This window comes from Catenulispora sp. GAS73 (genome assembly GCF_041262085.1).
Taxonomy (GTDB): domain Bacteria; phylum Actinomycetota; class Actinomycetes; order Streptomycetales; family Catenulisporaceae; genus Catenulispora.
This window is the reverse complement of record NZ_JBGCCM010000013.1, coordinates 156,135-179,817: the sequence shown is the minus strand read 5'-3', so window position 1 is coordinate 179,817 and position 23,683 is coordinate 156,135. Positions and strand designations below refer to the sequence as shown.

The following is a 23,683-nucleotide window of genomic DNA, read 5'->3' as shown; positions in this document are numbered from 1 at the left end:
TCGCTCAGGTGTGTTCTAGGCCGAGACGGTCCCGTAGAGGCGGTCTCCGGCGTCGCCGAGGCCGGGGACGATGTAGCCGTTCTCGTTGAGCCGCTCGTCGATGGCCGCTGTGACGATCGCCACGGGCACGTCCAGGTCCGCCAACGCCTCCTGCACGGCAGCGACGCCCTCGGGCGCGGCGAGCAGGCAGACGGCGGTGACCGAGGCCGCGCCGCGGTCGGCGAGCAGGCGGATGGCGGCGATGAGCGTGCCGCCGGTGGCCAGCATCGGGTCCAGCAGGTAGCACTGGCGGCCGGCCAGGTGCTCGGGGAGGCGGGTGGCGTAAGTGGAGGCCTGCAGCGTGTCCTCGTTGCGGACCATGCCCAGGAAGCCGACCTCGGCGGTCGGGAGCAGGCGGACCATGCCGTCGAGCATGCCGAGGCCGGCCCGCAGGACGGGGACCACGAGGTGCCGCGGACCGGTGAAGGTGACCCCGCGCGCCTCGGCGACGGGGGTGACCACCGTGGTCGGCTCCACCTGCACGTTGCGGGTGGCCTCGTAGGCCAGGAGCGTCACCAGCTCGTCGGCGAGCGCGCGGAAAGTGGGGGTGTCGGTGCGCGCGTCCCGCAGCACGGTCAGCTTGTGAGCGACAAGCGGGTGGTCGACGACATGAATGGACACGGTGGGCATGGGCAAACGGTATCCGACGAGCCGAGGTGCTGCACCGGTAAGCACTGGACAAGCACATACGGTGACAAGGTAACCTCTCAAAAAGGTCAAACCGCCGGCTTCCGGAAATGGGGACCGGCGCTATGGGAAGGCGGTGACGAGCAGATGCCCGCAGACCAGCCGCAACCGCAGCCCGCACCCGCGCGGGAGGCACGAGAGCGCAAACGCCGTCGCGAGGACTTCCTCGCCGACCTGGCCGAGGCCCAGCGCCTGCGCGAGCGCGTGGCGCCGCGGCGGGCCCGGATGGCGCGCCTCAGGCAGCAGCAGCTGTTGAGGACTTTCTTTTACTAGAGGTTCGATTAGGCCAGAGGGTTCGCCACGGGACGCCGCTTGGGCGGTCCTGGGCCGATAACGCTGATCGGTTGCGACGCCGCCGGTTCCCCCGATGGGGACGGCGGCGCTCTATTGTGAGGTTGATCGCCTGTGAGGTTGATCGCCTGTGGCTTCGGTCACAGGCGATGGGGCTGGCATGCGCCCGCTCCACCGACGCCCCCCCCCCGCGACCCTCGGTGCCCCACAACTCCCGGCGAACGGCCAGACTGAACCCATGACGACGCCCACCCAGCGCCGCTACGAACCCTGGATGCGCCAGGCGCTGGCCGAGGCGACCGCAGCCGAAGCCACCGGCGACGTCCCCATCGGCGCGGTCATCCTCGACCCCACCGGCACCATGATCGCCACCGGCCGCAACACCCGCGAAGCCGAAGGCGACCCCACCGGCCACGCGGAGATCGTCGCCATCCGCGCCGCAGCCCGCACCCTCCGCAAACGCGCAGCCCAGACCGACCCCACAAGCCCGGCCGGCTGGCGACTGACCGACTGCACCCTCGTCGTCACGCTCGAACCATGCACCATGTGCGCGGGAGCAATCGTGCTGTCCCGCCTGACCCGCGTCGTCTTCGGCGCCTGGGACCCGAAGGCGGGCGCAGCCGGGTCGCTGTACGACGTACTCCGGGATCCACGCCTCAACCACAACCCGGAAGTGATCACCGGAGTCCTCGCACAGGAGTGCACAGAAGCGCTCGACCGCTTCTTCAAAGGCCGCCGCCAAAAGTGACCGGAGCACCGGCACAGATCCGGTAAGGTGTTCCACGGTGACGTGTCCGAGCGGCCTAAGGAGCACGCCTCGAAAGCGTGTGAGGTGCAAGCCTCCGTGGGTTCAAATCCCACCGTCACCGCCACTTGAGCAGCCTTGCAGCTCTCAAGATGTTGAGCCGGACCCCTCTGGGTCCGGCTCATTTCGTTGTTCGTCTCAGTTTCCGTCCCAGTCCGCGCTCGGGTCACGGGGACCCTGACTTCCCTGCGCCGAATCGTCAACCGGGGGTCACGGGTGAACGGCGGCGGAGCGGATGGTGCCGCCTCCACCACGTATCCGATCCCGATCCGGTGGCGAATCAGACCCTCCTCGGCCAGCTGTACCAGGACCCGTCGGACTCTAAAGCCGTTAGTCCCGAGCCGTTCGGCAAGGCTCTTCGACGAAAGTTCGTCTCCAGCGCTGAAGGTGCCGTCCGCGAGCCAGCCTCGCAGAGTGGACTCGATCTCATTGCTTTCCATCACTACGGCCTCCACGTCACGTGACTGGTACGCAGCGGATCAACTGTCTGTGCGCTCGGGCGACGGCTGGACGAGCTTGTTCAGAGAAGGCTTAGCCGCCTCCTGGATGCGGATCGTCAGCCGGGGGTCAGGGACGAACGCTGGCAGAGCGGACTGCGCCGGAGCCTGAGGCTGCGCTGGCGGAGGCGGCGGCGCGGCTGGCTGTGGAGGAGAGGCCTGTTGGGCTGGGCCGCCCTGGCCCGGCTGGGCTGGGCTGGGCTGTTGGTGGACATGTTTTGTTCCGCCTTTCGGAAGGTGTGGATTGACAGTTCCGATGCCGTACAGCACAGCCGTCACGCAGAGGGACGCGAGACTGTACTTCAGCCACTTCCGCTTGGCCTTCGCCGACTTCTCGTTCGCGTGGTAGTGAAGTACTAATTCCCGCGTGATCTGATAGGTCGTCTCCTCGGTAGTCCTGACCATGTATTCCTGAAGCCCAGCCGGGTCCAAGCCCGCGCGCTCCCGTGGCAGATAGCACCCCAGGCCGCAAAGAGCGCTTAGTACGGCAAAGGCCACGCACAACGCTCTCCACGGCTCAGCCAGGTCCTTGCCAAGGGCAATTAGGGCTCCCGCAAGGGTGACCAGCGTCGCGGCCTTCACGTCGAGTGCACGGAAGTGGGCGGCCCCGCGATCGTACTCGCGCTCGACCAACCCGAAGACGGTTTCCGCAGACGGGTACTGGGAAACCGTCACGGGCTGGCCAGACGTTGGAGTAGGAGGCGCAAAAACAGCCGGCGGAATGCGCGGGGCGGGAGCCGCCGGTGCGGGAGCAGAACCTATCGGCGAGGCATTAGGCGACGCCGGTCGCTGTCGGCGGCGCGACGAACGGGCCATGTACAGATGGTGCCGGAGTCGCGCCGCCCAATGCGAATTGACCATTCGAAATGACTACTCGAATAGCGCACTTTCAGCCCTATTCCGCGCTCCGCGCGTCGTCTGGCGCCTCATGCTCCACTCCGTTTCCGTCCTCCGGCGGCGTGGTCGTCAGCGAAGGTGATCAAGGTGCTGAACAGTCGGCCGAGTTCTGCGTCCACCTCGACACCGGACAGCGGTGCGCCGCCTGAATCCCCGGTGATGAACCTGGCCGGACGCTCCAGCTGCCAGCCCGCGACCCGATCACTTTCGATGAGCAGGAAGCAGCCCTCGGCCAGACGAACGCGTCGTCGGTCCGGCGGACGGGACGTCGTCGATCCAGCGAGTGGCCCCTTCCGCTCGGGCGAGGTCCCCGGGGGTGGCGAGCTCGATGGTCCCGGTGACCGTCGGCGCCTCCGCCCAGGCTTCAGGATCCGGTTCCGGAGCGTTGTCCGCGGGCAGGGCCGCGATGAGCCGCACCAACTCTGACAAGGTGCGGTCGAACCTCAAGTACTCGGCGGCATCCCAAAGCCACTCGCTACTGCCTGTCGTCGCGGCCAGTCGGGCATCAGCGGGCTGGTCGTCGTCGGTCGGCAGGTGAAGCCATCCTCACCGGTCCGGCCGTGATCCCGGGCGGGTGGCCGGTTCTCACAGCTTCACCTGAACGGCCGGTGCCATCCCTTAGCCGATTGCCTGACCCGCCGTGCCCGTCAGGGCGGGGCTTCAGGCTTCGCCCAGTACCGCCTGTGCGGCGTTGTAGCCGGGGATGAACGTGATCCCCGGGCCGCCGTGGCAGCCGGCGCTGCCGAGGTAGAGCCCTTCGATGCCCAGGGGCTGGTCCGGGTGGCCTTTCGGGCCCGGGCGGTTCGGGCCCATCTGTTCCGGGTGGAATAGGCCGTGGCAGAAGTCGCCGCCTGGGGCTGCGAACATCGTGTTCATGTGGCGCGGCGTGAACGTCGTGTGCTTTGTGATGAGGCTTTCGAAGTTGGGGGCGATGCGGGTGATCTTGTCGATGACGCGTTGGCCCATCTCGGCCTTGAGGCGGCCGTAGTGCGCGTGGTCGGCCTCGACTGGGAACCATAGGGCGAACGCCGATGCCGCGTGTTTGCCGGGTGGGGCCAGGTCGGGGTCCTGGGCTGAGGGGATCTGCAAGGCGATGGTCGGGTCGGCCGGCACGATGCCGCGGCGGCAGTCCTCCCATTGCTGCTGGAGTTCCTCCGGTGTGCTGAACAGGCCGATGGCGGCCTGCATTGTCGGTTCGTTGAGCAGTTCGTACGGCTTGGCGAACTGCGGGGCTCCGTCCAGGGCGAAGTGCATCTGGACGTAGCTGCCACGGTGGTCGACGCGGGAGTAGCGGTCGCGGACGTCCGCGCTGATCGCTTCGGGCGGCACCAGGCCCGTGACCGTCAGGTCCGGGGAGACGCAAGAGACGACGATCGGTGCCTCGAACGTCGTCCCGTCGGTGAGGCGCACGCCTGTCACCCGTGAATCAGCGACCAGGATCTGCGCGACCTCGCTGCGCAGCAGCAGTTCGCCGCCGTCGGACCGGAGTCGGCGTTCCAGGTGCTCGGTGAGGGTTCCGATGCCGCCGCGGAGCTTGTGGGTCAGGACCGTGTTCTCGTCCGGGACCGCGAGGCCGAAGGCCAGAGCCGCTGCGCTGCCCGGTGTCGCGGGTCCGCGGTAGGTGGTGTTGCAGGCGAGGAGCGCGAGCATGCCGCGCAGGGCGCCGTGCCGCTCCTTGTCCGGGAGGTAGCGGTCCAGGACGTCCGTCACCGAGCCGAAGAGGAGATCGGTGATGCTGGTGCGTTCGAGCTCGTTCGTCGCGCAGGCGTACATCTCGTCCAAGGACTTCGCCGGCTGCGCCGCGTCGAAGCGGCCGAGCGCACGAGTCGGCGCCTGGCTCCAGGCCATGAGCATGGCCAAGCCGTTGGCCGCCTCCTCACCGTGGACCTCGACCAGGTGCGTGAACATACGCATCGGATCGGTGAAGTAGACGAGGGGTTCGTCACCGATGCCGCGCATCGACACCGACATGACGTCCATGTCGATGGTCGGCAGCTTGTCGAGGCCGAGGGCGCGGCTGACCACCGCCGACGTCGGGAACTGGACGGAGCCCGCGATCTCGAAACTGTAGCCGTCGAAGAGCTCCACGGTCGAAGCCATGCCGCCCGCGTAGCGGTTCGCCTCCAGGCACACCGTGGCCAGGCCCGCCTGTTGGAGCAGGACGGCCGCCGCCAGGCCGTTGTGGCCCGAACCGATGACGATCGCGTCGTAGCGCTGCATCGCGCGCCGCCTTCCCGGGTCGCGGATCCGCCGCCTTCCCGTTCACGGCGCACCGTCGCACTCGGGGCTCGTATTGTCAATATTGACGAAACATGCCGTCGACGAGCCCACCGTCCAGCGACGCCAGCGCGGCGCGGCAGAGCTCTGCCAAATCCGGCAACGAACGCTCGTCTCGCAGCATCCAGACCTCCATCGCGCCGAAGACCGCGGCGGCGACGCACCGCGCGGTCACCGTGACGGCCAGGCGCTCGGCGACCGCGTCCCGATCAAGGCCGCGTGCGGACGGCCGGGACGCCAGCCGCTCGGCGACGGCCTGCGCGAAGTCCGCCTCGACGCCCCGGATGTGGCGGACGATCCGCTCGGCGTCGAGCGTGCCGGAGCGCAGTGTTGCGATCTGTGTCACGGCCTGGACGTCGTAGGGGAAGGCCAGGACGGCCACCCGCACCGATTCCGTGATGGGCTCGTCGTCCGGGCGTGCGGCCAGCGCGCTGCGGAACCAGTGCAGGCCGGCGTCGTAGTCGGCGAACAGCAGGTCGTGTTTGGACGTGAAGTGACGGTAGAAGGTCCGAAGCGATACGCCCGCGTCGGCCGCGATCTGTTCGGCCGAGGTGTCCTCGACGCCCTGAGCGAGGAACCGCACCAGCGCGGCACGCCGCAGCGCCTCCCGCGTCCGCTCGCTGCGCACCGTCTGCGCCGACCTCGCCATGAGCAGAAGATACCGTTGCCGGGCGGTCGGCGGTCGGACGTCCCGACCTTGTTTTGTCACCATTGACAAAACAAGGCGCTGGATCGACGCTCGCGGAATGGTCGCTCTCATCGTGCACGCGATCCTCGGCGTGACGGTCGTCTGGCTCATCGTCGCTTCGAACCCGGCGGTGTTCCGCCGCCCGGAGACCGGTCCCGCGATCTCAATGCTCGAATTCCTCTACTACACGGCCGGCATCGCCTCGGTCGCCGTCGGCTGGTACTTCAACATCCGCTTCGTGCACGAATACGCCCACGGCCACACCAACCCGATCTGGGGCGACGGCAGCTGGGCTCAGTACATCAAGCTCATGTACGCGAACCCCGCAGCGAGTTCCGCCGGCCAGGACTACACGATCGGGAACCTCGTCCTGCTGCCGCTGATGACCATCGTCGACGGCCGGCGTCGGGGCGTCAGGCGCCCATGGCTGTTCTTCGTCGCCAGCCTGTTCACGAGCTTCGCCTTCCCCTGGGCCCTCTACCTGGCTGTCGTCGAGCGACAGCGGCGGCTCGGCGAACAACGCACCGCGTCCTGAGACTCAGCGAGAAGGGACGGGAGACCCGTGACCACCGAGACGGGGCAATGGTGCCGGCCGGGTTGTGGGTGGCACTCCAACTGGCGAGGAGCTTGAGGGCGCCGTCGTCGGATGTGCCTGCTTCGGCGCTGAACGCGACCATGGTCAGGCCCGGGGCGGCGGGTAGCTCCATGACCTCGTAGGACAGGTGCAGTTCGCCGACGACTCCCAATTCCCCCAGTATGTGCGGGCGAGCGGGTTGAGGAAGTTGAACCGGGCGAGGTTCGCCGACCGGCTCACCGAGTTCTCCACGAAGAACCGCTGAGCCGAAGCGCGCCGGTCTCGAAGGTGACTAAGAGGGCTGAGAGACCGGAGAAGACGCAATCGACGCACCGCCGACGTCGGCGCCGAGTTCCCGGGATATCCGCTGGCCGACCTGCGCGACCACCGATCCCAGCGTGCGTACCCGGGCCACCGTCATCCGCGAGGTCAGGCCGGAGACCGACAGGGCCGCGGCGACCTCGCCGGTGTGGTCGAAGATCGGCGCCGCCACGCAGCGGACCTCCGGTTCGTTCTCGCGGTCGTCGATGGAGTAGCCGCGGGCGCGGGTGCGGGCCAGGTCCGCTCGGAGCTGGGATTCGTCGGAGAGGGTCCAGGTGGTGATCGGGCGCATTCCGGCGGCGGCCACCTGCTGGACCGTCTCCTCCGGAAGCCAGGCGAGCATCGCCTTTCCGCTGGCTGTGCAGTAGGCCGGAGCGCGGCTGCCGACCCGGGACGCCATGCGGACGTTGGTCTCGTTCTCGACCTTGTCGACGTAGACGATGTCAGGGCACTCCCAGACTGTCAGGTGCACCGTCTCCCCGACCTCCCGCTGGAGTCTGCGGAGGTGTTCCACGGCGATGCTCCGCAGGTCCAGCGTGGACAGGTAGGCCTGGCCGAGGCGGAGCGCGCCGTGCCCGAGGCGGAACCAGCCGGTCTCGCGGTCGCGGTCCAGCAGGTGCTCTTCGAGCAGGGGAACGGTCAGGCGCAGCACGGTGCTCTTGTTCAGTCCGAGGGCTTCGGCCAGCTTGCCGAGCGGGACGCCGCGGCCGCTGTCTGCGTGTTCGCGGACGTACCCGAGGACCGCCAGCGCGCGCCGGAGCGACGACGACTGGTTGCGATCTCCTGAAGCCGGTCGTGCTTTGCCGTCTTGTTCCGCCATCGGGTCGCTCCCCTTCCTCTGCTGTGGCCGACCTTGTGTTGGCGCTGTATTCGACATGCCATTTTGCTATGCAAAAGACTCAACGCAAGTCCTTGTCCGGCCGCCTCCGGCCCGCCTAACGTCAGCCGTCATCAAGCCCTCCGGCGGTGGACAACGCCGCTGAGCTGGGCTGATCATCCCCTGCACCTGTCAAGGTCTGCCTCGACCCCGATCAGCGCGGAGGTTCACTTTGCACGGCTTCGTCCATTGGCTGCAGCACGACACCGGCGGCCTGCTCACGCTCTGCGGATGCTCCATAGCCCTGCTGCTGTTCCTCATCATCAAGATCAAGCTCGAACCCTTCATCGCCCTGATCGCCGCCAGCCTGGTCCTCGCCCTGGCGGCCGGGCTCCCGGTCTCGACGATCGTCGGGACCGCGCTGGTCAGCAACAAGTCGTTGCTGGAGACCGGGTTCGGCTCGATCCTCGGCCACAGCGCGGCCATCATCGGGCTCGGCACGATCTTCGGCGCGCTGCTCGAACGCTCCGGCGGGGCCGACGTGCTGGCCGCGCGGCTGCAGACGGCCTTCGGGGAGCGGGGCGCGCCGCTGGCGATGGGGCTGACCGGCCTCATCTTCGGCATCCCGGTGTTCTTCGACGTCGGCATCTTCGTCCTGGCGCCCCTGGTCTACGTCGCGGCCCGGCGCGGCGGCCACTCGCTGGTGGTCTACGCGCTCCCGATGCTCGCCGGCCTGTCGATGACGCACGCGTTCCTGCCGCCGCACCCCGGCCCGGTCGCCGTCACCGGGCTGCTCGGCGTCAGTCTCGGGTGGATGCTCATCATGGGGCTGATCTGCGGTCTGCCGGCGTTCCTGGTGGCCGGTGTGGCGTGGGGAAGCTGGATCGGCAAGCGAGTGATCATCGCCGTGCCCGAGATGGACGGCCGGAGTGGCGATGGCGATGGCGATGGCGATGAGTTGAGTGCGCCGACGGGAGAGGCCACCGCGGAGACGGGCGCGGCAGTAGAGCGCAAGGCCCCGCTGCTGTCGATGATCATCGGCCTCATCGCGGTGCCGCTAGTGCTGATCCTCGGCGCGACCTTCGGGACGGTCTATCTGAAGAAGAGCTCAGCGCTCCCGGTGCTCACGTTCCTCGGCACCCCCGCGGTGGCACTGACGATCGCCGTCCTGCTGGCCTTCTGGCTGCTCGGCACGCGACGCGGATTCAGTCGCACGGAGTTGGCCGAGCTCAGCTCGAACTCGCTGCGTCCGGTGGCGATGATCCTGCTCGTGATCGGGGCGGGCAGCTTCTTCGGCGCCGTGATCACCGCGACCGGCGTCGGCAAGGCGTTGTCCCACACGCTGACCTCGGCCGGCCTCCCGCTGATCCTCCTCGCGTACGTCATCAGCTGCGGCATGCGCCTGGCGCAGGGCTCCGCCACCGTCGCGATCGTCACGACCGGCGGAATCGTCGCGCCGCTGGTGGAGAAGGGCCACTTCTCGCAGCCGCACATCGCCCTGATCGCGGTGGCCATCTCGGCCGGATCGATCATCGCCTCGCACGTGAACGACGGCGGGTTCTGGATCGTCTCCCGGTACTTCAACATGACGGTCAAGGACACGCTGAGGACCTGGACGGTGTTGGAGACGATCCTTTCCGTAGTCGGATTCACGGCCGCCGGGCTGCTCAGCCTGGCGATCTGAGACGAGGGGCTGGTCGCCGACGGCGTCCGGCGTGTCGCTCGCCACAGCGGAGGAGCGTTGACGCGGCGGCACGGCCTCCGGCATCGTCACGGACAGACATCCATATAGCGAGACCACGGTGCGCAGGATCCACGGCCACAGCACGTCCGAGGGACGGCTGGAAGACCGAGGGACCTGCGCGCCGCACCGATCCGAAGGTCAGGGGAGCTGGCCCGTGGTCTCCGTAGCCCGGGGCGAGGCACCCCACGAGGAGGCCTGCACATGACACCGTCGGCCACGCAGTTCCCGGCGGCGGATCGCGAGCAGTGGCAGCGGCTGGTCGCCGGGGTCCTGGCGAAGTCGGGCAAGCAGGGCTTGGACGGCGTCGCAGCCGAGGCGGCGCTGAGCACCCGCCTCGACGACGGCCTGACCGTCCTGCCGCTGTACACCGCCGGCGAGGCGCTGCCCGAGCCGGGCCCGCCGGGGTTCGCGCCGTACGTCCGGGGCACCCGGCCACAGGGCGCGGTGCTCGACGGCTGGGACATCCGGCAGCACCACGCGGATCCGGACCCCCGGCGGACCAACGAGGCGGTGCTGGCCGACCTGGAGAACGGTGTCACGTCGGTCTGGCTCGAAGTCGGCGAGCGCGGGCCGGCGATCGACGCGCTGCCGACGGTGCTGGACGGCGTCTTTCTCGACCTGGCCGCCGTCGTCCTCGACGCCGGAGCCGACTTTCGCGAGGCGGCGCACCGGTTGTTCGCGCTGTATGACGAGCGCGGCCTGCCTGCGGGATCGGCCGGGGCCGGAGGCAACGTCGGCGCCGATCCGTTCGGGCTGCAGGCCCGGACCGGCTCCGATGCCCAGACCTCGGAGCTGCTGCGGTCCGCGGTCGAGCTGGCCGTTGACAACGCTCGGGATCGACCGGGTATTCGTACCCTGATGGTGGACGCACTCGTCTATCACGACGCGGGGGCCACCGCCGCGCAGGAACTGGGCAGCGCCCTGGCCACAGCCGTCGCCTATCTCAGGGAGCTGACGGCGGCCGGGCTTTCGGTGTCGGCCGCGGCGGCGCAGTTGGAGTTCCGCTTCGCGGCGACCGCCGACCAGTTCCTCACGATCGCCAAGCTGCGGGCCGCCCGGCTGCTGTGGGCCCGGGTCCTGCAAGCCAGCGGGTCAACCGAGGCGGCCGGGGAGCTGCGGCTGCACGCGGTGACCTCGTCGGTGATGATGACCGAGCGCGATCCATGGGTGAACATGCTGCGCACCACGGTCGCCTGTCTGGCGGCGGGCGTCGGAGGCGCGCAATCGTTGACGGTGCTGCCGTTCGACGCCGCCATCGGCCTGCCCGACGACTTCGCCCGCCGCATCGCCCGCAACACGCAGTCGATCCTGCTGGACGAGTCGCACCTGGGCCGGGTCGTCGACCCGGCCGGCGGATCCTGGTACGTCGAGCAGCTGACGCGCGACGTGGCGCGGGCCGCGTGGGGCTGGTTCCAGGAGATCGAGCGCGCCGCGGGACTGCGCGAGGCGCTGGCCTCCGGGCTGGTCGCCGAGCGGATCGGCGCGGCGTGGGAGAAGCGCGGTAAGGACATCGCGCGGCGTCGCGAGCCGATTCTGGGCGTGAGCGAGTTCCCCCACCTCGGTGAGGAGCGGCTGGTTCGGCCGGCGGCGCCTGGTCCTCGCGGCGGCGGGTTGCCGGTGGTGCGGCGCTCTGATGCTTTCGAGGAACTGCGTGCGCGGTCGGATGCGCAGCTGGCGGCCAGTGGGACGCGTCCGAGGATGGCGCTGATCGGGCTGGGCAGCGAGGCGGTGTTTTCGGCACGGTCTTCGTTCGCGGCGAATCTGTTCCAGGCCGGCGGCATCGAGACGGTTCTCGTGCCGGTTCCGACCAAGGCTGACAGCGACGCCGGATTCGACGCCGAAGCCCTGGTCAAGGCGCTGGCCGACAGCGGTGCGCGAGTGGCCTGCCTGTGTTCCGGCGATGCCGTGTACGCCGAGCAGGCAACGGCCGCTGCCGGGGTTCTGCGCGAGGCGGGCATCGGCCGGGTCTCGTTGGCGGGACGGCCCGGCGAGCGGGAAGAGGAATACCGGGCCGCCGGTATCGACGAGTTCGTATATGTGGGCTGCGACGTGCTCGCCGCGCTGCGTGCCGCCTACGCCGAGATCGGAGCGTCCTGATGATTCCCGACTTCTCCGAGGTGGACTTCGAGGACCCGGCCGCCGCCCCGGCGCCTGCGGCCTGCGAAGCGGACTGGCGTGACGCCTGGCGCGAGGAGACGGGCAAGGATGTCGACGAGGCGTTGTGGGAGACGCCTGAAGGCATCACGGTCAAGCCGCTGTACACGGCCGCCGACCTGGACGGGCTCGACTTCCTGGACACGTATCCCGGGATTGCGCCCTATGTGCGCGGACCGTATCCGACGATGTACGTGAACCAGCCGTGGACAGTCCGGCAGTACGCGGGCTTCTCGACGGCCGAGGAGTCCAACGCGTTCTACCGGCGCAACCTCGCGGCCGGGCAGAAGGGCCTGTCGGTCGCCTTCGACCTGGCCACGCACCGCGGCTACGACAGCGACCACCCGCGGGTGACCGGCGACGTGGGGATGGCCGGCGTCGCGATCGACTCGATCTACGACATGCGGCAGCTGTTCGACGGGATCCCGCTGGACAAGATGTCGGTGTCGATGACGATGAACGGCGCGGTGCTGCCGATCCTCGCGCTGTACATCGTCGCCGCCGAGGAGCAGGGGGTCGCGCCGGAGCAGCTGGCCGGGACCATCCAGAACGACATCCTCAAAGAGTTCATGGTCCGCAACACCTACATCTATCCGCCGCAGCCGTCGATGCGGATCATCTCCGACATCTTCGCGTACACCTCGCAGCGGATGCCCCGGTACAACTCGATCTCCATCTCCGGCTACCACATCCAGGAGGCCGGGGCCACGGCCGACCTGGAGTTGGCGTACACGCTGGCCGACGGCGTCGAGTATCTGCGGGCCGGATTGGACGCGGGGCTGGACGTCGACGCGTTCGCGCCGCGGCTGTCGTTCTTCTGGGCGATCGGCATGAACTTCTTCATGGAGGTCGCGAAGCTGCGGGCGGCGCGATTGCTGTGGGCGAAGCTGGTCAAGGACTTCGACCCGAAGAGTGCCAAGTCGTTGTCGCTGCGCGCGCACTGCCAGACCTCGGGATGGTCGCTGACCGCGCAGGACGTGTTCAACAACGTGACGCGCACGTGTGTGGAGGCGATGGCGGCCACGCAGGGGCACACGCAGTCGCTGCACACGAACGCGCTGGACGAGGCGCTGGCACTGCCGACGGACTTCTCGGCGCGGATCGCCCGGAACACGCAGCTGCTGTTGCAGCAGGAGTCGGGGACGTGCCGCGTCATCGATCCGTGGGGCGGCAGCGCGTATGTCGAACGGCTGACGCACGACCTCGCGCAGCGCGCGTGGCAGCACATCCAGGAGGTCGAGGCGGCCGGCGGGATGACGGCGGCGATCGACGCCGGGATTCCGAAGCTGCGGGTGGAGGAGGCGGCGGCGCGGACGCAGGCGCGGATCGACTCCGGGCGGCAGCCGGTGATCGGCGTGAACAAGTACCGGGTGTCGGGCGGCGACGAGATCGACGTCCTGAAGATCGACAACGCGCAGGTGCGGGCACAGCAGGTGGAGAAGCTGCGGCGGTTGCGCGCCGAGCGGGACGAGCAGGCTTGTCAGGACGCGCTGCGCGCGCTGACCGCCTCGGCGCGTTCCGGGGCGCAGCGTGACGGCTCGTTGGAGGGCAACCTGCTGGCGCTGGCGGTCGACGCGGCGCGGGCGAAGGCGACGGTGGGCGAGATTTCCGAGGCGCTGGAACAGGTTTACGGGCGGCACTCCGGGCAGATCCGGACCATCTCAGGGGTCTACCGGGACGAAGCCGGGGCCGGCGGGCCGGTCGCCGAGACGCGGGCGCTGGTCGACGCCTTCGCCGAGGCCGAGGGCCGGCGTCCCCGGATCCTGGTGGCGAAGATGGGGCAGGACGGGCACGACCGGGGGCAGAAGGTGATCGCCACCGCGTTCGCCGACCTCGGGTTCGATGTGGACGTCGGCCCGCTGTTCCAGACGCCGGCGGAGGTGGCCCGGCAGGCGGTGGAGGCGGACGTGCACATCGTGGGCGTCTCCTCGCTGGCCGCCGGGCACCTCACGCTGGTGCCGGCGCTGCGCGCGGAGTTGGCGGCGGCGGGGCGGGAGGACATCGTCATCGTGGTCGGGGGCGTCATCCCGCCGCAGGACTTCGAGGCCCTGTACGCCGCCGGCGCAGCCGCGGTGTTCCCGCCGGGGACGGTGATCCCCGACGCCGCGCGGGACCTGGTGCGGGAGTTGGCCCGGACGCTCGGGCACGAGCTGTGACACCTCGGGATCCGCAGTACTTCGTGGAGGGAGTGCGTTCCGGGTCGCGGGCGGTGATCGCTCGCACCATCACGCTGCTGGAGTCGACACGCGCCGATCACAGGGTTCTGGCTCAGGAAGTGCTGACGGCGCTGCTGCCGTTCTCCGGCGGCGCGGTGCGGGTCGGGGTGACCGGGGTGCCGGGGGTGGGCAAGTCGACGTTCATCGACGCGCTGGGGACGTTGCTGACGGGGCGGGGGCACCGGGTGGCGGTGCTGGCCGTGGACCCATCCTCGACGCGGACCGGGGGCTCGATCCTCGGGGACAAGACGCGGATGGAGCGGCTCGCCGCCGATCCGGCCGCGTTCATCCGGCCCTCGCCGACGTCCGGGACCCTCGGCGGCGTCGCGAAGGCCACCCGCGAGAGCATCGTGGTGATGGAGGCGGCCGGGTACGACGTGGTGCTGGTGGAGACCGTCGGGGTCGGGCAGTCGGAGACGACGGTCGCAGCGATGGTGGACACGTTTCTGTTGTTGACGCTGGCTCGTACCGGCGACCAGCTTCAGGGGATCAAGAAGGGCGTGCTGGAGCTCGCCGATCTGATCGCGGTGAACAAGGCCGACGGCCCGCATGAGCGCGACGCGCGCGCCGCCGCCCGGGAACTGGCCGGGTCGCTGCGGTTGCTGCGCACCGGGGATTCGGCTGCGGACGCGGCGTGGAATCCGCCGGTGTTGACGTGCAGCGCGCTGGAGGACAGCGGGCTGGCGGAGCTATGGGAGGAGATCGGCCGGCACCGCCGGATTCTGGAGGCGGCCGGGGAGTTGGCGGCGCGACGGCGGGACCAGCAAGTGGCTTGGGTGTGGAGCATGGTCGAGGACCGGCTGCTGGCCCGGCTCCGGGAGGATCCCGAGATCCGGAAGCTCGCGCCAATGCTGGAGGAACAGGTGCGCGCCGGGGCGATGACGGCTACGAATGCGGCGGAGGAGATTCTGGGAGCCTTCGACCGGTCGCTGTTCGAGGGCTGAGTCGCCTGGCTCTGGCGCTCGGCATCGGCGGACGGTGACGGGTTCGTCGTGTCCGACCGGACCATGCGGGGTGTTGGTTCTGGGTCCCTCGCCGCGTCGGCGGGCTCTGCCAACCTGCCCGGGCCGGTGGTGTCCAGCCGAACGGAGAACGACCACAGCAGCAGCGATGCGGCTGGACACCACCGGACCGGGCTGGTTCCGTCTACGGCGACGACGCGGCGAGGGACCCAGAACCCGGCGACCACAAGCAACACCGCCACCAAGCAGCGCAACGCAGGCAACAGCGGATACAAAGCCGACCAGTCCCGGACCGCCGCCAAACAGCAGCACGCACGGGTCGCCCCCTCGCTGTAGAGCGCCCGCCGGAGGCCTCAAGGCGCCCACCACGCACGACGATTGCCGCCTACGACATGCGCAGTGACTCGGACCGGCGCGCGGTCTTGCACGCGCAAACCGCCAGCCGCCAACGCAACCCAGTGCGCGAGTCGATCATGCCGGCATTTTGTTATGGAATTATCGCCCCTTATACACAGGTATAGCACCCGCCGCCGACACCGACACCAAAACCGCCGGCCGCCAGCGCAACCCGCGACGCACAACCGAACTGCGTCCCCCCGCGAGGTCATCAAACCCTGCGCGAAGCCGTAAAAATCGCCTGTAAAACCACAGCCCAACCGCACCCGCGCACCCCACCGGCCCACCGGCCCACCGGCCCACCGACCCACCGGCGCCGGCAACCACCCCACAGATGAGTCAGGCGCACCGGTTCTGTCGCCCGGCTCTGTCGCCCAGTTCTGTCGCCGGCTCTGTCACCCAGTTCTGTCTTCAGACCCCCGCCGACATCTCGCCAGCGCGTAGGTACCAACGCTCGACATCCACGCCGACGATCAACAGCCAGAGGCAGAGCGCGCCTTCCCCGATCGGTGCGGGGATCTGGATCCAGGGGCCGAGGTGGCTCGCGACGCCCGGGGCGATCATGTTCGTGAAGCCGCCGACGAGGTAGGCCAGGCCGTCGATCGCCAGCAGGATGCTGATGAACCTGGGCATGAAGGTCGATCGGCGGACCAGGTAGGCGACGCAGAGGATGTCGAAGCCGTAGAAGATCCCGTAGATGCTGTAGTCGACCGAGGACAGGTCGCCGGGCAGGTGCTCCAGCGCTTGCAGCTGTGCTGCCGGGAGGGCGCCGGTGTAGGTCTTGCCGTGCAGGAGGGCGAGGGGCGTGAACTCGTTGAGGATGCCTGCGGTCTCGACGGCGGTCGCGACCAGCATGAAGAACACATCCAGAAGAGCCAGGCGCCGGTTCACCACTTTGAACAACTCGTAGAAGAGCAGCGCCATGGGGACGTTGGTCAGCGTCACCACGACGTGCGCCGCCAGGCTGAGGCGATAGAGCGTTTCGTGGGTCTGGATGTTGTGCGCCGTCTTCGCCAGGTCGGACACGAACAGCATGCTCGGCACCAGGCCGATGGCGAAGGCGCCGAGGACTATGTTCACCAGGTAGAGAGCGCCGGCGGTTCGCGCGAGTTGGCGCGGAGTGGCGCCGGTGAGGAGATCCGATGCTGGCCTCGGTGCCGAGGCGCTGGCCGTCATACCGGATATCGAGCCACTGTCAGTGTTCTGCGTCAATGGGTCGGACGCCTATGGCCCGCTGATACCGCGCGACGATCCGCTCCAATGCCGCCGCCAGCTCCGGCGCGTCCACCACCTCGAAGTCGGCTTCGAGCATCCCCAGATACAGCGCCAGGCGATCCGGATCGTCGGAGCCGGGCTCGAACGCGCAGCGGTCGGCGGCCAGTTGCTCGATGTCGATCGGTGTCGGAATGCGGGACCGTACATAGTCGGCGGACGCGTGCACGATCACCCGCGCCGTGTAGCGCCACGGCGCGCGTGCGACGCCGCTGTCGACCCGCGCGGCGATCTCGCTGTCCGGCGGTGTGGAACGCGGGGTGAAACGTGGTCCGGGCGGACCGATCGGGCTGATGCGGTCGGCGCGGAAGGTGCGCCAGTCCGCGCGCTCCAGGTCCCAGGCGAACAGGTACCAGCGCTGGCGGCGGTGGACCAGGCGGTAGGGCTCGGTGGCGCGGCGGGTCGGCGTGCCCGAGTGGGCTTCGTAGTCGAAGCGGAGGGCCAGGTGGTCGCGGCAGGCGAGGGCCAGGGTCGTCAGGACTTCCGCGTCCACGGCCGTGCCGCGGGCCGGGACCGGGAGCGCGTGCGAGGCGAAGGACTCGACGCGGTGGCGCAGGCGGGTCGGCAGAATGCTCTGGAGCTTTGCCAGTGCGCTGAGTGAGGTCTCCTCGATGCCGACGACCGCGCCCCCGGCCGCGACCCGCAGGCCGAGCGCGACGGCTACCGCCTCCTCGTCGTCCAACAGCAGCGGTGGCAGCGCCGCGCCGGGGCCGAGGCGGTAGCCGCCGGCGACGCCGGGCCGGGCCTCGACCGGGTAGCCGAGCTCGCGCAGGCGCTCGACGTCGTTGCGCACGGTCCGGGTGGTCACGCCGAGCCGTTCGGCGAGTTCGGAGCCGGTCCAGTCGCGGCGCGCCTGGAAGAGGGACAGCAGGCGCAGCAGCCGTGCCGAGGTCTCCAACATTCTCGAACTGTATCCGGGATAGCGGAACGAAGCTTTCCGCAATTGTTCCTACGCTCGCGTCAGAGGCGATCGGCCGTAGCCGATCGGTGGACCGACCGTCGGATGGAGACCCTGATGAGCACCGAGATTCTGATGAGCGCCCAGACCCTGATGAGCACCGAGATCCAGCCCTTCCAGATCGTGATCCCGCAGGCCGAGCTCGACGACCTCCACGCGCGGCTGGCGAACGCCCGCTGGGCCGGGTCCGTGCCCGGCGCCGGGTGGGAGCGCGGGGTGCCCGTGGACCACCTGAAGGAGCTCGCGGAGTACTGGCGGACCGGCTTCGATTGGCGCGCGCAGGAGAAGGCGCTCAACGCCCTCCCGCAGTTCGTGACCGAGATCGACGGTCAGCGCATCCACTTCCTGCACGTCCGGTCCGCGCGCCCGGACGCCAAGCCGCTGCTGCTCACGCACGGCTTCCCCAGCTCGGTCGCCGAGTTCCTCAACCTGATCGAGCCGCTGGTCGCGCCGGGACGGGAGGAGGACCCGGCGTTCGACATCGTCGCGCCTTCCCTTCCGGGCTATGGGTTTTCCACGCCGCTCTCCGCGCAGGGCTGGACCCTCGGCCGGACCGCGCGCGCCTGGATCGAGCTCATGCGCCGGCTCGGCTACGACCGTTACGGCGTGCACGGCGGCGATGTCGGCGGCGGCGTGTCGGGGATGGTCGCCGGGTACGACGCCGAGCACGTCACCGGGGTCCATGTGACCACCGATCCGCTGACCGCGGCCAACGTCGCCACGTTCCTGCCGGGCCTGGCCGACCGCCTAGACCCCGCCGATCCCGTCGACGCGCTCGCGCTGGAGCGGATGAACGCGTTCCAGAAGGAGGGGTCGGGCTACCTCGCGATCCAGAGCAGCCGGCCGCAGACCATCGGCTACGGCCTCGTCGACTCCCCGGTCCTGCAGCTGGCCTGGATCGCGGAGAAGTTCGAGCAGTGGACCGACCTGCCGATAGACCGCGATCAGCTGCTGACCACCGTGAGCCTGTTCTGGTTCACCGGCGCCGGGGCCTGGGCCGCCCACACGCTCTACGACCAGTTCCACTCCTCCGACTGGGGCGCCCCCTCCCCCGTGCCGCACGGCTTCGCGGTGTTCGGCGCGGATGCGACGGTCCGCATACTGGTTCCGACCCCGCCGGACGCGCACTGGAGCGAGTTCGAGCGCGGGCGGCACTTCCCGGCGATGGAGTGCCCTGATGTGCTCGCGGTGGATCTGCGGACGTTCTTCGGTCCGCTGGTCTGAGGCGAGGGGGAACGGATCCGTGCCACTCCCGTATGCGGGGAGCGGCACGGATCGAGGATCAGCTGGAGACTCAGTTCTCGGGCTCAGCCAAGGCCTGCGTCACCATCTGTGCGAACTGCGGGCTCATCACCAGGGTCTTGAAATCGAAGTTCGGCGTCGGCTTTGAGGTCTTCCCGATGCTGCTTCCGCCCGCGGTCATCAAGAAGGACTTGGTGCCGTCGAGAATGAAGATCCCGTAGCCCTTGTCACCCTTGTTCAAGAAGTCGCCGGCGCCAAGACCCAACGTGGCCTTCATCCCGTTGGGCAGAGTGACCTGTTCGCCGGATAGCGGCTTCATGTCCACGCGGCGGTACGCACGGATCATCACCGATGTGATGCTGCCGTCGGAGCTGACGACTCGGTAGATGTTCGGGTTCATGTGCGGCGTATAGCCGGCGGGGACGACGTACGCGGGATTCTCGTAGTCCCGCCAGTCGGGATTGGAGCCTTCGGGTTGCTTGATGCTCCCCATGTCCGGCGTGACCTCGTACGAGGGCAGCAGCGCGGACAAGGTCCCTTCGTAACGATGGCAAGCGTCGCGCCACCGCTGCTGCAAGTCGGCCGGATCCCCCGGGAACAGGTTCACCACGGTCAGCTCCGAGTCCGGGCAGGTCTTCCACTGCGCGAAGATGCTGGCCATGGTCACCGGGCCGGACTTCGTCGTGTCGGCGCCGGAGGTCGGCGAGGCCGCCGAACCGCCGCCGAACCCGAGGGTTCCGGCGATCACCGCGGCACCCACCACGGCCGCGGCCGTCCCGCCGGCGATCCCGGCGTAGCGGGTACGGCGCAGGCCGACGCTCTTGGCGCGGGCCGCGGCGCCGGTGCCGGCCAGGTGCGTCCAGTCCTCGGGGCGCATCGCTTCGGTGAAGACTTCGTTGTCAAGCATGGGATTCCTCCGTTGCCAGAACGTCCGTGTGCCAGTCGGCGAGAAGGATCGCGAGGGCGGCGCGGCCCCGGGACAGCCGGGCCTTGACCGTGCCGGGGGCGACGCGGAGTTCGCGGGCCACGTCCTCGACCCGCATGTCGTTCAGGTGGTGCAGAACCAGGGCGACGCGCTGGGATTTGGGCAGTTTGGCCAGTGCGTCGCGCAGCGCGACGGCGTCCGGGGACGGCTCCGGAGCGTCCGGTGGCGCGCCGTGCTTGCGCAGGGCCTTGACCCCGGACTTCCAGTGCCGCCACTGCGAGACCGCCATGCGGTACGCCGTGGTCTTGACCCACCCGACCGGGTCGCCGCGGCCGTCGGTCAGCGAGTCCCACCGCAGCCAGGCCTTGGCGAACGCCTCCTGGACGCAGTCCTGGGCCTCGGCGAGGTCGCCGATCATCAGGTAGAGCTGGCCGACCAAGCGTGGCGCGTTCGTCGCGTAGATGAGGTCGAAATCTGTGGCAGCCGACTCCGCTTGTTTCCCCGTCATGCCGCTCCCCTCCCTTGCCGATGTGTCGAGCGCTGTACGCCTGGGCGTCCGCGCAGGGTTGCATCGGCCGAGGGTCTTGTGAGGCCTTATGAGTCGGAGACCATGATGGCGCCCGCGACTCCAGGAACGGAGTCGCGGGCGCCGTGGTGGTGTTTGGGGGATCGGGCGGCGAGGCGGGTGCCGGGACGCGGGTGCTCAGGCCAGGCCGAGCTGCTTGGCTATGACCGAGCCCTCGGCGTAGCAGTCGAAGCGCTTGATCTTGCCGTCGACGAGCTCGAAGACGTCGCAGCAGGGGGCGTCCATGCGCTTGCCGGTCGGCGGGACGGTGCCGGTGGGCAGCTCCAGCGGGCCGGTGTGGGTGCCCTGGAGGCGGAGCTGGACGATGACCATGTTGTCGACGACGTAGAACTTTTCGAGCTCGCGGTGCATGTCGGGGAACGCCTTGGCGTAGACCTCGACGGTCAGGCCGAGTTCGGCGGGGCCGCGGTAGGTGTGGGGGATGGATTCGTCGGTGAAGGTGCCGTCCTCGGTGAAGGCGGCGATCCAGCCGGCGACGTCCTGGTCCTCGGCGACCTGGTAGGCGGCGCGGATGATCTTCTCGTTCTCGTGCATGGTGGCTCACTCCTTGGTTGCTTGAATGATCAAGTCATTGGTCACGCGTGAGCGAGGTCAGCGTGCATCTCCCACACCAGGACCTCGGCGGGTTCGGTGGCGCTGATCCGTTGGCCGCCGGTGGCGGTGAGGCGCGCGGCGTCGCCGGCGGCGAGCGGGCCGGCGCCTTCGAGGTCGATGGAGCCGCGGGTGACGTACAGGTGCAGGTACGGCGCTTCGGGGAGCTGGACCGGGCGTCCCGGGATGAGGCGGGCCGCGTACAGTGCGGCGTCGCGGTTCCGGATGCGGATCGCGGTCTCGGCGGCGTGCCGGGGACGGCCCGACGCGACGGTGACGAGGCCGCCGGCGAGCAGGTCGTGGTCGATGTCGAGCTGTTCGTAGCCCGGGGTGATGCCGGGCTCGTCGGGGACGATCCACATCTGGACGAGGTGGACCGGGTCCGAGTGCGGGGCGCCGCCGAGGCGCCAGGAGTCGTTCTTCTCGGAGTGCAGGATGCCGGTGCCGGCGCTCATGCGTTGGGCGAGGCCCGGGTAGATGACGCCGGAGTTGCCCTCCGAGTCCTGGTGGACCAGGGCGCCTTCGAGGACCCAGGTGACGATCTCCATGTCCTGATGGGGGTGCGTCTCGAATCCGGTGCCGGGGTCGATGGTGTCCTCGTTGTGGACGAGGAGGAGGCCGTGGTGGGTGTTGGCGGGGTCGTAGGGCTGGCCGCCGATCCAGAACGAGTGGCGGCCGTGGAGCCAGGACAGGCGGGTTTCGGTGCGGTCGGCGGCGCGGCGGATGTCGATGTGGGGGTTTGTGGCGGGGGTGCGCGGGGCAGCCATGATCAGGCCCTGACCGTCTTGAGCGCCCGGGCCCAGGACTCGACCTGGTCGAACTGCGTCTTCATGGCCTGCTCGTTGCGCGGGTCCGGGGTGAAGGCTCCCGCCTCGTCGAAGTCGGTGAACACCGAGAACGACAGCTGCTGGTGCACGTGCGCGATCTTCACGGCGGACAGGATCCCGCGCAGCTGCTCGACGGCGCGGGTACCGCCGACGGTACCGTAGGCGACGAAGCTGGCGGCCTTGTCGTTCCACTCGGCGTAGACGTAGTCGATCGCGTTCTTCAACACGCTGGGGATGGAGTGGTTGTACTCCGGCGTGATGAAGATGAAGCCGTCGAAGGACCCGATGGTCTCGGCCCAGGCCTTGGTGTGGTCACCGACGTACTGCCCGAAGGACGGCGGCAACGGCTCGTCCATGTGCGGCAGCGGATAGTCGAGCAAGTCGACCAGCGCGTACTCGGCCCCGGTCCGGGCCTTGGCACGCGCCATGACCCAGTCCGCGACGACCTCGCCCCGCCGACCCGGACGGGTGCTGCCGAGGATGACGGCGATTCGCAGGTCGCTCATGGTGGTCTCCTTCGGGAGGACTTGAAGGTTCATGTCATGTTCGGGGTGTTTCCCGAGCGTGTTGTGCTGACAGGGTAAATCTAGCGCTGATGACATGAACATTCAAGTGATAGGTCGGAAGTTGGGGCTGAGCTGGGGACGGGGTCTCGGTGCGAGGCCCAGCTGGTGGCTCGGAGCCCGGGGCGGCGCGGCTGGGCTCGGTGCGACTCGGTGTGACTCGGTGTGACTCGGTGCGATTGGCTCGCACGACGCGACACAACTCGGCACGGGACGGCTCGGCTCGGCATAACTCGGCTCGGCCCGGCCCGGTGCAGCTTGGTGCCGGGCGACGCGGGGCAGCCCGGCTCGGTGCGGCTTGGCGCGGCGCGGTACGGGGCGGCCTGGTGCGGCGCGGTACGGGGCGGCCTGGTGCGGCGCAGCGCGGGGCAGCCCGGCGCGGTGCAGCTTGGTGCAGTGCGGCGCGGGGCAGCCCGGCCTGGCGCGGCGCGGCTTGGCGCGGTGGGGCGCGGTGCGACTCGGTGCGGCGCGGGGCGGCTCGGTGCGACGCGGTCCGGGGCGGCTCGGTGCGGCCTGGTACGGGACGGCGCGGCGCGAGGCGGCGCGGGGCGGCGCGGGGCGGCGCGGGGCGGCGCGGCGCGGGGCGGCGCGGGGCGGCGCGGCGCGGGGCGGCGCGGGGCGGCGCGGCGCGGGGCGGCGCGGGGCGGCGCGGGGCGGCGCGGGGCGGCGCGGCGCGGGGCGGCGCGGCGCGGGGCGGCGCGGGGCGGCGCGGCGCGGGGCGGCGCGGCGCGGGGCGGCGCGGCGCGGGGCGGCGCGGCGCGGGGCGGCGCGGGGCAGATCGGCTCGGTGCGGCTTGGCTCGGCGCGGCGCCGCCGGCACAGCGCGGCGCGGTGCGGCGCGGTTCAGCGGGCGGGCGAGTCGATTCGGCGCAGGACGCGGTCGGCGTCTTGGCCTAGGCGGCGGAGGCGCTCGGCGGACAGGTTGTCTATGACCAGGTGGCGGACGAAGGCTACGTGGGCCGGGGCCGCTTCTTGGAGTTTGTGCATGCCTGGGGCTAGGAGGATCGCGTTGGTGAAGCGGCCGTCGGCGGGGTCGGGTTCGCGGCGGATGTAGCCGCGTGCTTCTAGGCGCTTGGCCATGTGGGATAGGCGGGAGAGGGATACCGAGGCCTCTTCGGCGAGGGTGCTCATGCGCATTGTCCAGTCTGGTGCCTCGGCGAGCATGGCCATCGTCATGTACTCGACCATGCTCACGTCGGCGTCGCGTTGGAGTTGGCCGTCGATGGCCCAGGGGAGGCGCGTGATGAGGCGGACCACGGACAGCCAGGAGGAGAGTTCGGTTGCGCTGAGCCAGAGGGCGGCGTCGGTGTCGGGGGTTGTCTCGGCTTGGTGGGCTGTCGGCGGGGCGGTCATGG

At 69.6% G+C, this 23,683-nt stretch carries 21 protein-coding genes, 1 tRNA gene and 1 pseudogene; 9 read left to right on the top strand and 14 right to left on the bottom strand.

Annotation, left to right across the window (positions count from 1 at the left end):
• Nucleotides 1-15 precede the first annotated feature (15 nt).
• Entirely contained in the window at nt 16-660 is a 645-nt protein-coding gene (gene upp, locus ABH935_RS21240) for a uracil phosphoribosyltransferase (RefSeq protein ID WP_370379717.1), read from the bottom strand.
• Nucleotides 661-1,255: 595 nt separating this feature from the next.
• Here upp and tadA point away from each other — a divergent pair.
• Complete coding sequence (tadA, locus tag ABH935_RS21235; RefSeq protein ID WP_370379651.1) at nt 1,256-1,765, top strand: tRNA adenosine(34) deaminase TadA; 510 nt, start codon at nt 1,256-1,258, stop codon at nt 1,763-1,765.
• A gap of 36 nt (nt 1,766-1,801) precedes the next feature.
• A tRNA-Ser gene (locus ABH935_RS21230) sits at nt 1,802-1,889 on the top strand.
• Between the two features lie 193 nt (nt 1,890-2,082).
• Here ABH935_RS21230 and ABH935_RS21225 read toward each other — a convergent pair.
• The 4 genes and pseudogenes from ABH935_RS21225 to ABH935_RS21210 form a co-directional block, all read right to left on the bottom strand.
• Nucleotides 2,083-2,262: pseudogene (locus ABH935_RS21225) on the bottom strand (GntR family transcriptional regulator); the annotation flags it as partial.
• A gap of 39 nt (nt 2,263-2,301) precedes the next feature.
• On the bottom strand, nt 2,302-2,952 hold the full coding sequence (locus ABH935_RS21220) for a hypothetical protein (protein WP_370379650.1): 651 nt from the start codon (nt 2,950-2,952) through the stop codon (nt 2,302-2,304).
• Between the two features lie 924 nt (nt 2,953-3,876).
• Entirely contained in the window at nt 3,877-5,436 is a 1,560-nt protein-coding gene (locus ABH935_RS21215) for a phytoene desaturase family protein (protein WP_370379649.1), read from the bottom strand.
• 76 nt (nt 5,437-5,512) lie between these two features.
• Nucleotides 5,513-6,142, bottom strand: a complete 630-nt coding sequence (locus ABH935_RS21210; RefSeq protein ID WP_370379648.1) for a TetR/AcrR family transcriptional regulator — start codon at nt 6,140-6,142, stop codon at nt 5,513-5,515.
• A gap of 97 nt (nt 6,143-6,239) precedes the next feature.
• Between ABH935_RS21210 and ABH935_RS21205 the strand changes: the two genes are divergently transcribed.
• Nucleotides 6,240-6,716, top strand: coding sequence for a DUF2834 domain-containing protein (locus ABH935_RS21205; protein ID WP_370379647.1), 477 nt, complete (start codon nt 6,240-6,242; stop codon nt 6,714-6,716).
• A gap of 331 nt (nt 6,717-7,047) precedes the next feature.
• Here ABH935_RS21205 and ABH935_RS21200 read toward each other — a convergent pair whose 3' ends face one another.
• Nucleotides 7,048-7,896 carry an IclR family transcriptional regulator gene (locus ABH935_RS21200; protein WP_370379646.1) on the bottom strand — a complete coding sequence of 283 codons (849 nt, stop codon included), beginning with the start codon at nt 7,894-7,896 and terminating at the stop codon, nt 7,048-7,050.
• Between the two features lie 229 nt (nt 7,897-8,125).
• Between ABH935_RS21200 and ABH935_RS21195 the strand changes: the two genes are divergently transcribed.
• The 5 genes from ABH935_RS21195 (at nt 8,126) to ABH935_RS21175 (ending at nt 15,305) form a co-directional block, all read left to right on the top strand.
• On the top strand, nt 8,126-9,577 hold the full coding sequence (locus tag ABH935_RS21195) for a GntP family permease (protein ID WP_370379645.1): 1,452 nt from the start codon (nt 8,126-8,128) through the stop codon (nt 9,575-9,577).
• A 261-nt stretch (nt 9,578-9,838) separates the two neighbouring features.
• A complete protein-coding gene (locus ABH935_RS21190; protein ID WP_370379644.1) occupies nt 9,839-11,734 on the top strand; it encodes a methylmalonyl-CoA mutase family protein in 1,896 nt (631 codons plus the stop codon).
• Nucleotides 11,734-13,947, top strand: a complete 2,214-nt coding sequence (scpA, locus tag ABH935_RS21185; protein ID WP_370379643.1) for a methylmalonyl-CoA mutase — start codon at nt 11,734-11,736, stop codon at nt 13,945-13,947. Before ABH935_RS21190 ends, scpA begins: the two co-directional genes overlap by 1 nt.
• Nucleotides 13,944-14,951 carry a methylmalonyl Co-A mutase-associated GTPase MeaB gene (gene meaB, locus ABH935_RS21180; RefSeq protein WP_370379642.1) on the top strand — a complete coding sequence of 336 codons (1,008 nt, stop codon included), beginning with the start codon at nt 13,944-13,946 and terminating at the stop codon, nt 14,949-14,951. The genes scpA and meaB overlap by 4 nt, the downstream gene beginning before the upstream one ends.
• A gap of 48 nt (nt 14,952-14,999) precedes the next feature.
• Complete coding sequence (locus ABH935_RS21175) at nt 15,000-15,305, top strand: hypothetical protein (RefSeq protein WP_370379641.1); 306 nt, start codon at nt 15,000-15,002, stop codon at nt 15,303-15,305.
• A 471-nt stretch (nt 15,306-15,776) separates the two neighbouring features.
• Here ABH935_RS21175 and ABH935_RS21170 read toward each other — a convergent pair whose 3' ends face one another.
• Together ABH935_RS21170 and ABH935_RS21165 are read right to left on the bottom strand one after the other, a co-directional pair.
• Nucleotides 15,777-16,541: a DUF4386 domain-containing protein gene (locus ABH935_RS21170; RefSeq protein ID WP_370379640.1), complete on the bottom strand. Its 765-nt coding sequence runs from the start codon at nt 16,539-16,541 to the stop codon at nt 15,777-15,779.
• A gap of 19 nt (nt 16,542-16,560) precedes the next feature.
• The gene (locus ABH935_RS21165; protein ID WP_370379639.1) at nt 16,561-17,538 is read right to left on the bottom strand and encodes a helix-turn-helix transcriptional regulator; all 978 of its coding nucleotides are present in this window, start codon (nt 17,536-17,538) and stop codon (nt 16,561-16,563) included.
• Between the two features lie 114 nt (nt 17,539-17,652).
• On the opposite strand from ABH935_RS21165, the gene ABH935_RS21160 reads away from it, so the two are divergent.
• Nucleotides 17,653-18,819 carry an epoxide hydrolase family protein gene (locus ABH935_RS21160; RefSeq protein ID WP_370379638.1) on the top strand — a complete coding sequence of 389 codons (1,167 nt, stop codon included), beginning with the start codon at nt 17,653-17,655 and terminating at the stop codon, nt 18,817-18,819.
• A gap of 70 nt (nt 18,820-18,889) precedes the next feature.
• Here ABH935_RS21160 and ABH935_RS21155 read toward each other — a convergent pair whose 3' ends face one another.
• The 6 genes from ABH935_RS21155 to ABH935_RS21130 all read right to left on the bottom strand — a co-directional run bounded on the left by ABH935_RS21155 (nt 18,890) and on the right by ABH935_RS21130 (nt 23,681).
• Nucleotides 18,890-19,744 (bottom strand): hypothetical protein, encoded by an 855-nt coding sequence (locus tag ABH935_RS21155; protein WP_370379637.1) that lies wholly within the window; start codon nt 19,742-19,744, stop codon nt 18,890-18,892.
• Nucleotides 19,737-20,270, bottom strand: a complete 534-nt coding sequence (locus ABH935_RS21150) for a SigE family RNA polymerase sigma factor (protein WP_370379636.1) — start codon at nt 20,268-20,270, stop codon at nt 19,737-19,739. The genes ABH935_RS21155 and ABH935_RS21150 overlap by 8 nt, the downstream gene beginning before the upstream one ends.
• A gap of 195 nt (nt 20,271-20,465) precedes the next feature.
• Nucleotides 20,466-20,882, bottom strand: coding sequence for a nuclear transport factor 2 family protein (locus ABH935_RS21145; RefSeq protein ID WP_370379635.1), 417 nt, complete (start codon nt 20,880-20,882; stop codon nt 20,466-20,468).
• A gap of 41 nt (nt 20,883-20,923) precedes the next feature.
• The gene (locus tag ABH935_RS21140) at nt 20,924-21,706 is read right to left on the bottom strand and encodes a pirin family protein (protein ID WP_370379634.1); all 783 of its coding nucleotides are present in this window, start codon (nt 21,704-21,706) and stop codon (nt 20,924-20,926) included.
• 2 nt (nt 21,707-21,708) lie between these two features.
• Nucleotides 21,709-22,272 (bottom strand): NADPH-dependent FMN reductase, encoded by a 564-nt coding sequence (locus ABH935_RS21135; protein WP_370379633.1) that lies wholly within the window; start codon nt 22,270-22,272, stop codon nt 21,709-21,711.
• An 899-nt stretch (nt 22,273-23,171) separates the two neighbouring features.
• Nucleotides 23,172-23,681 carry a MarR family winged helix-turn-helix transcriptional regulator gene (locus ABH935_RS21130; protein WP_370379632.1) on the bottom strand — a complete coding sequence of 170 codons (510 nt, stop codon included), beginning with the start codon at nt 23,679-23,681 and terminating at the stop codon, nt 23,172-23,174.
• Between the last annotated feature and the right edge of the window lie 2 nt (nt 23,682-23,683).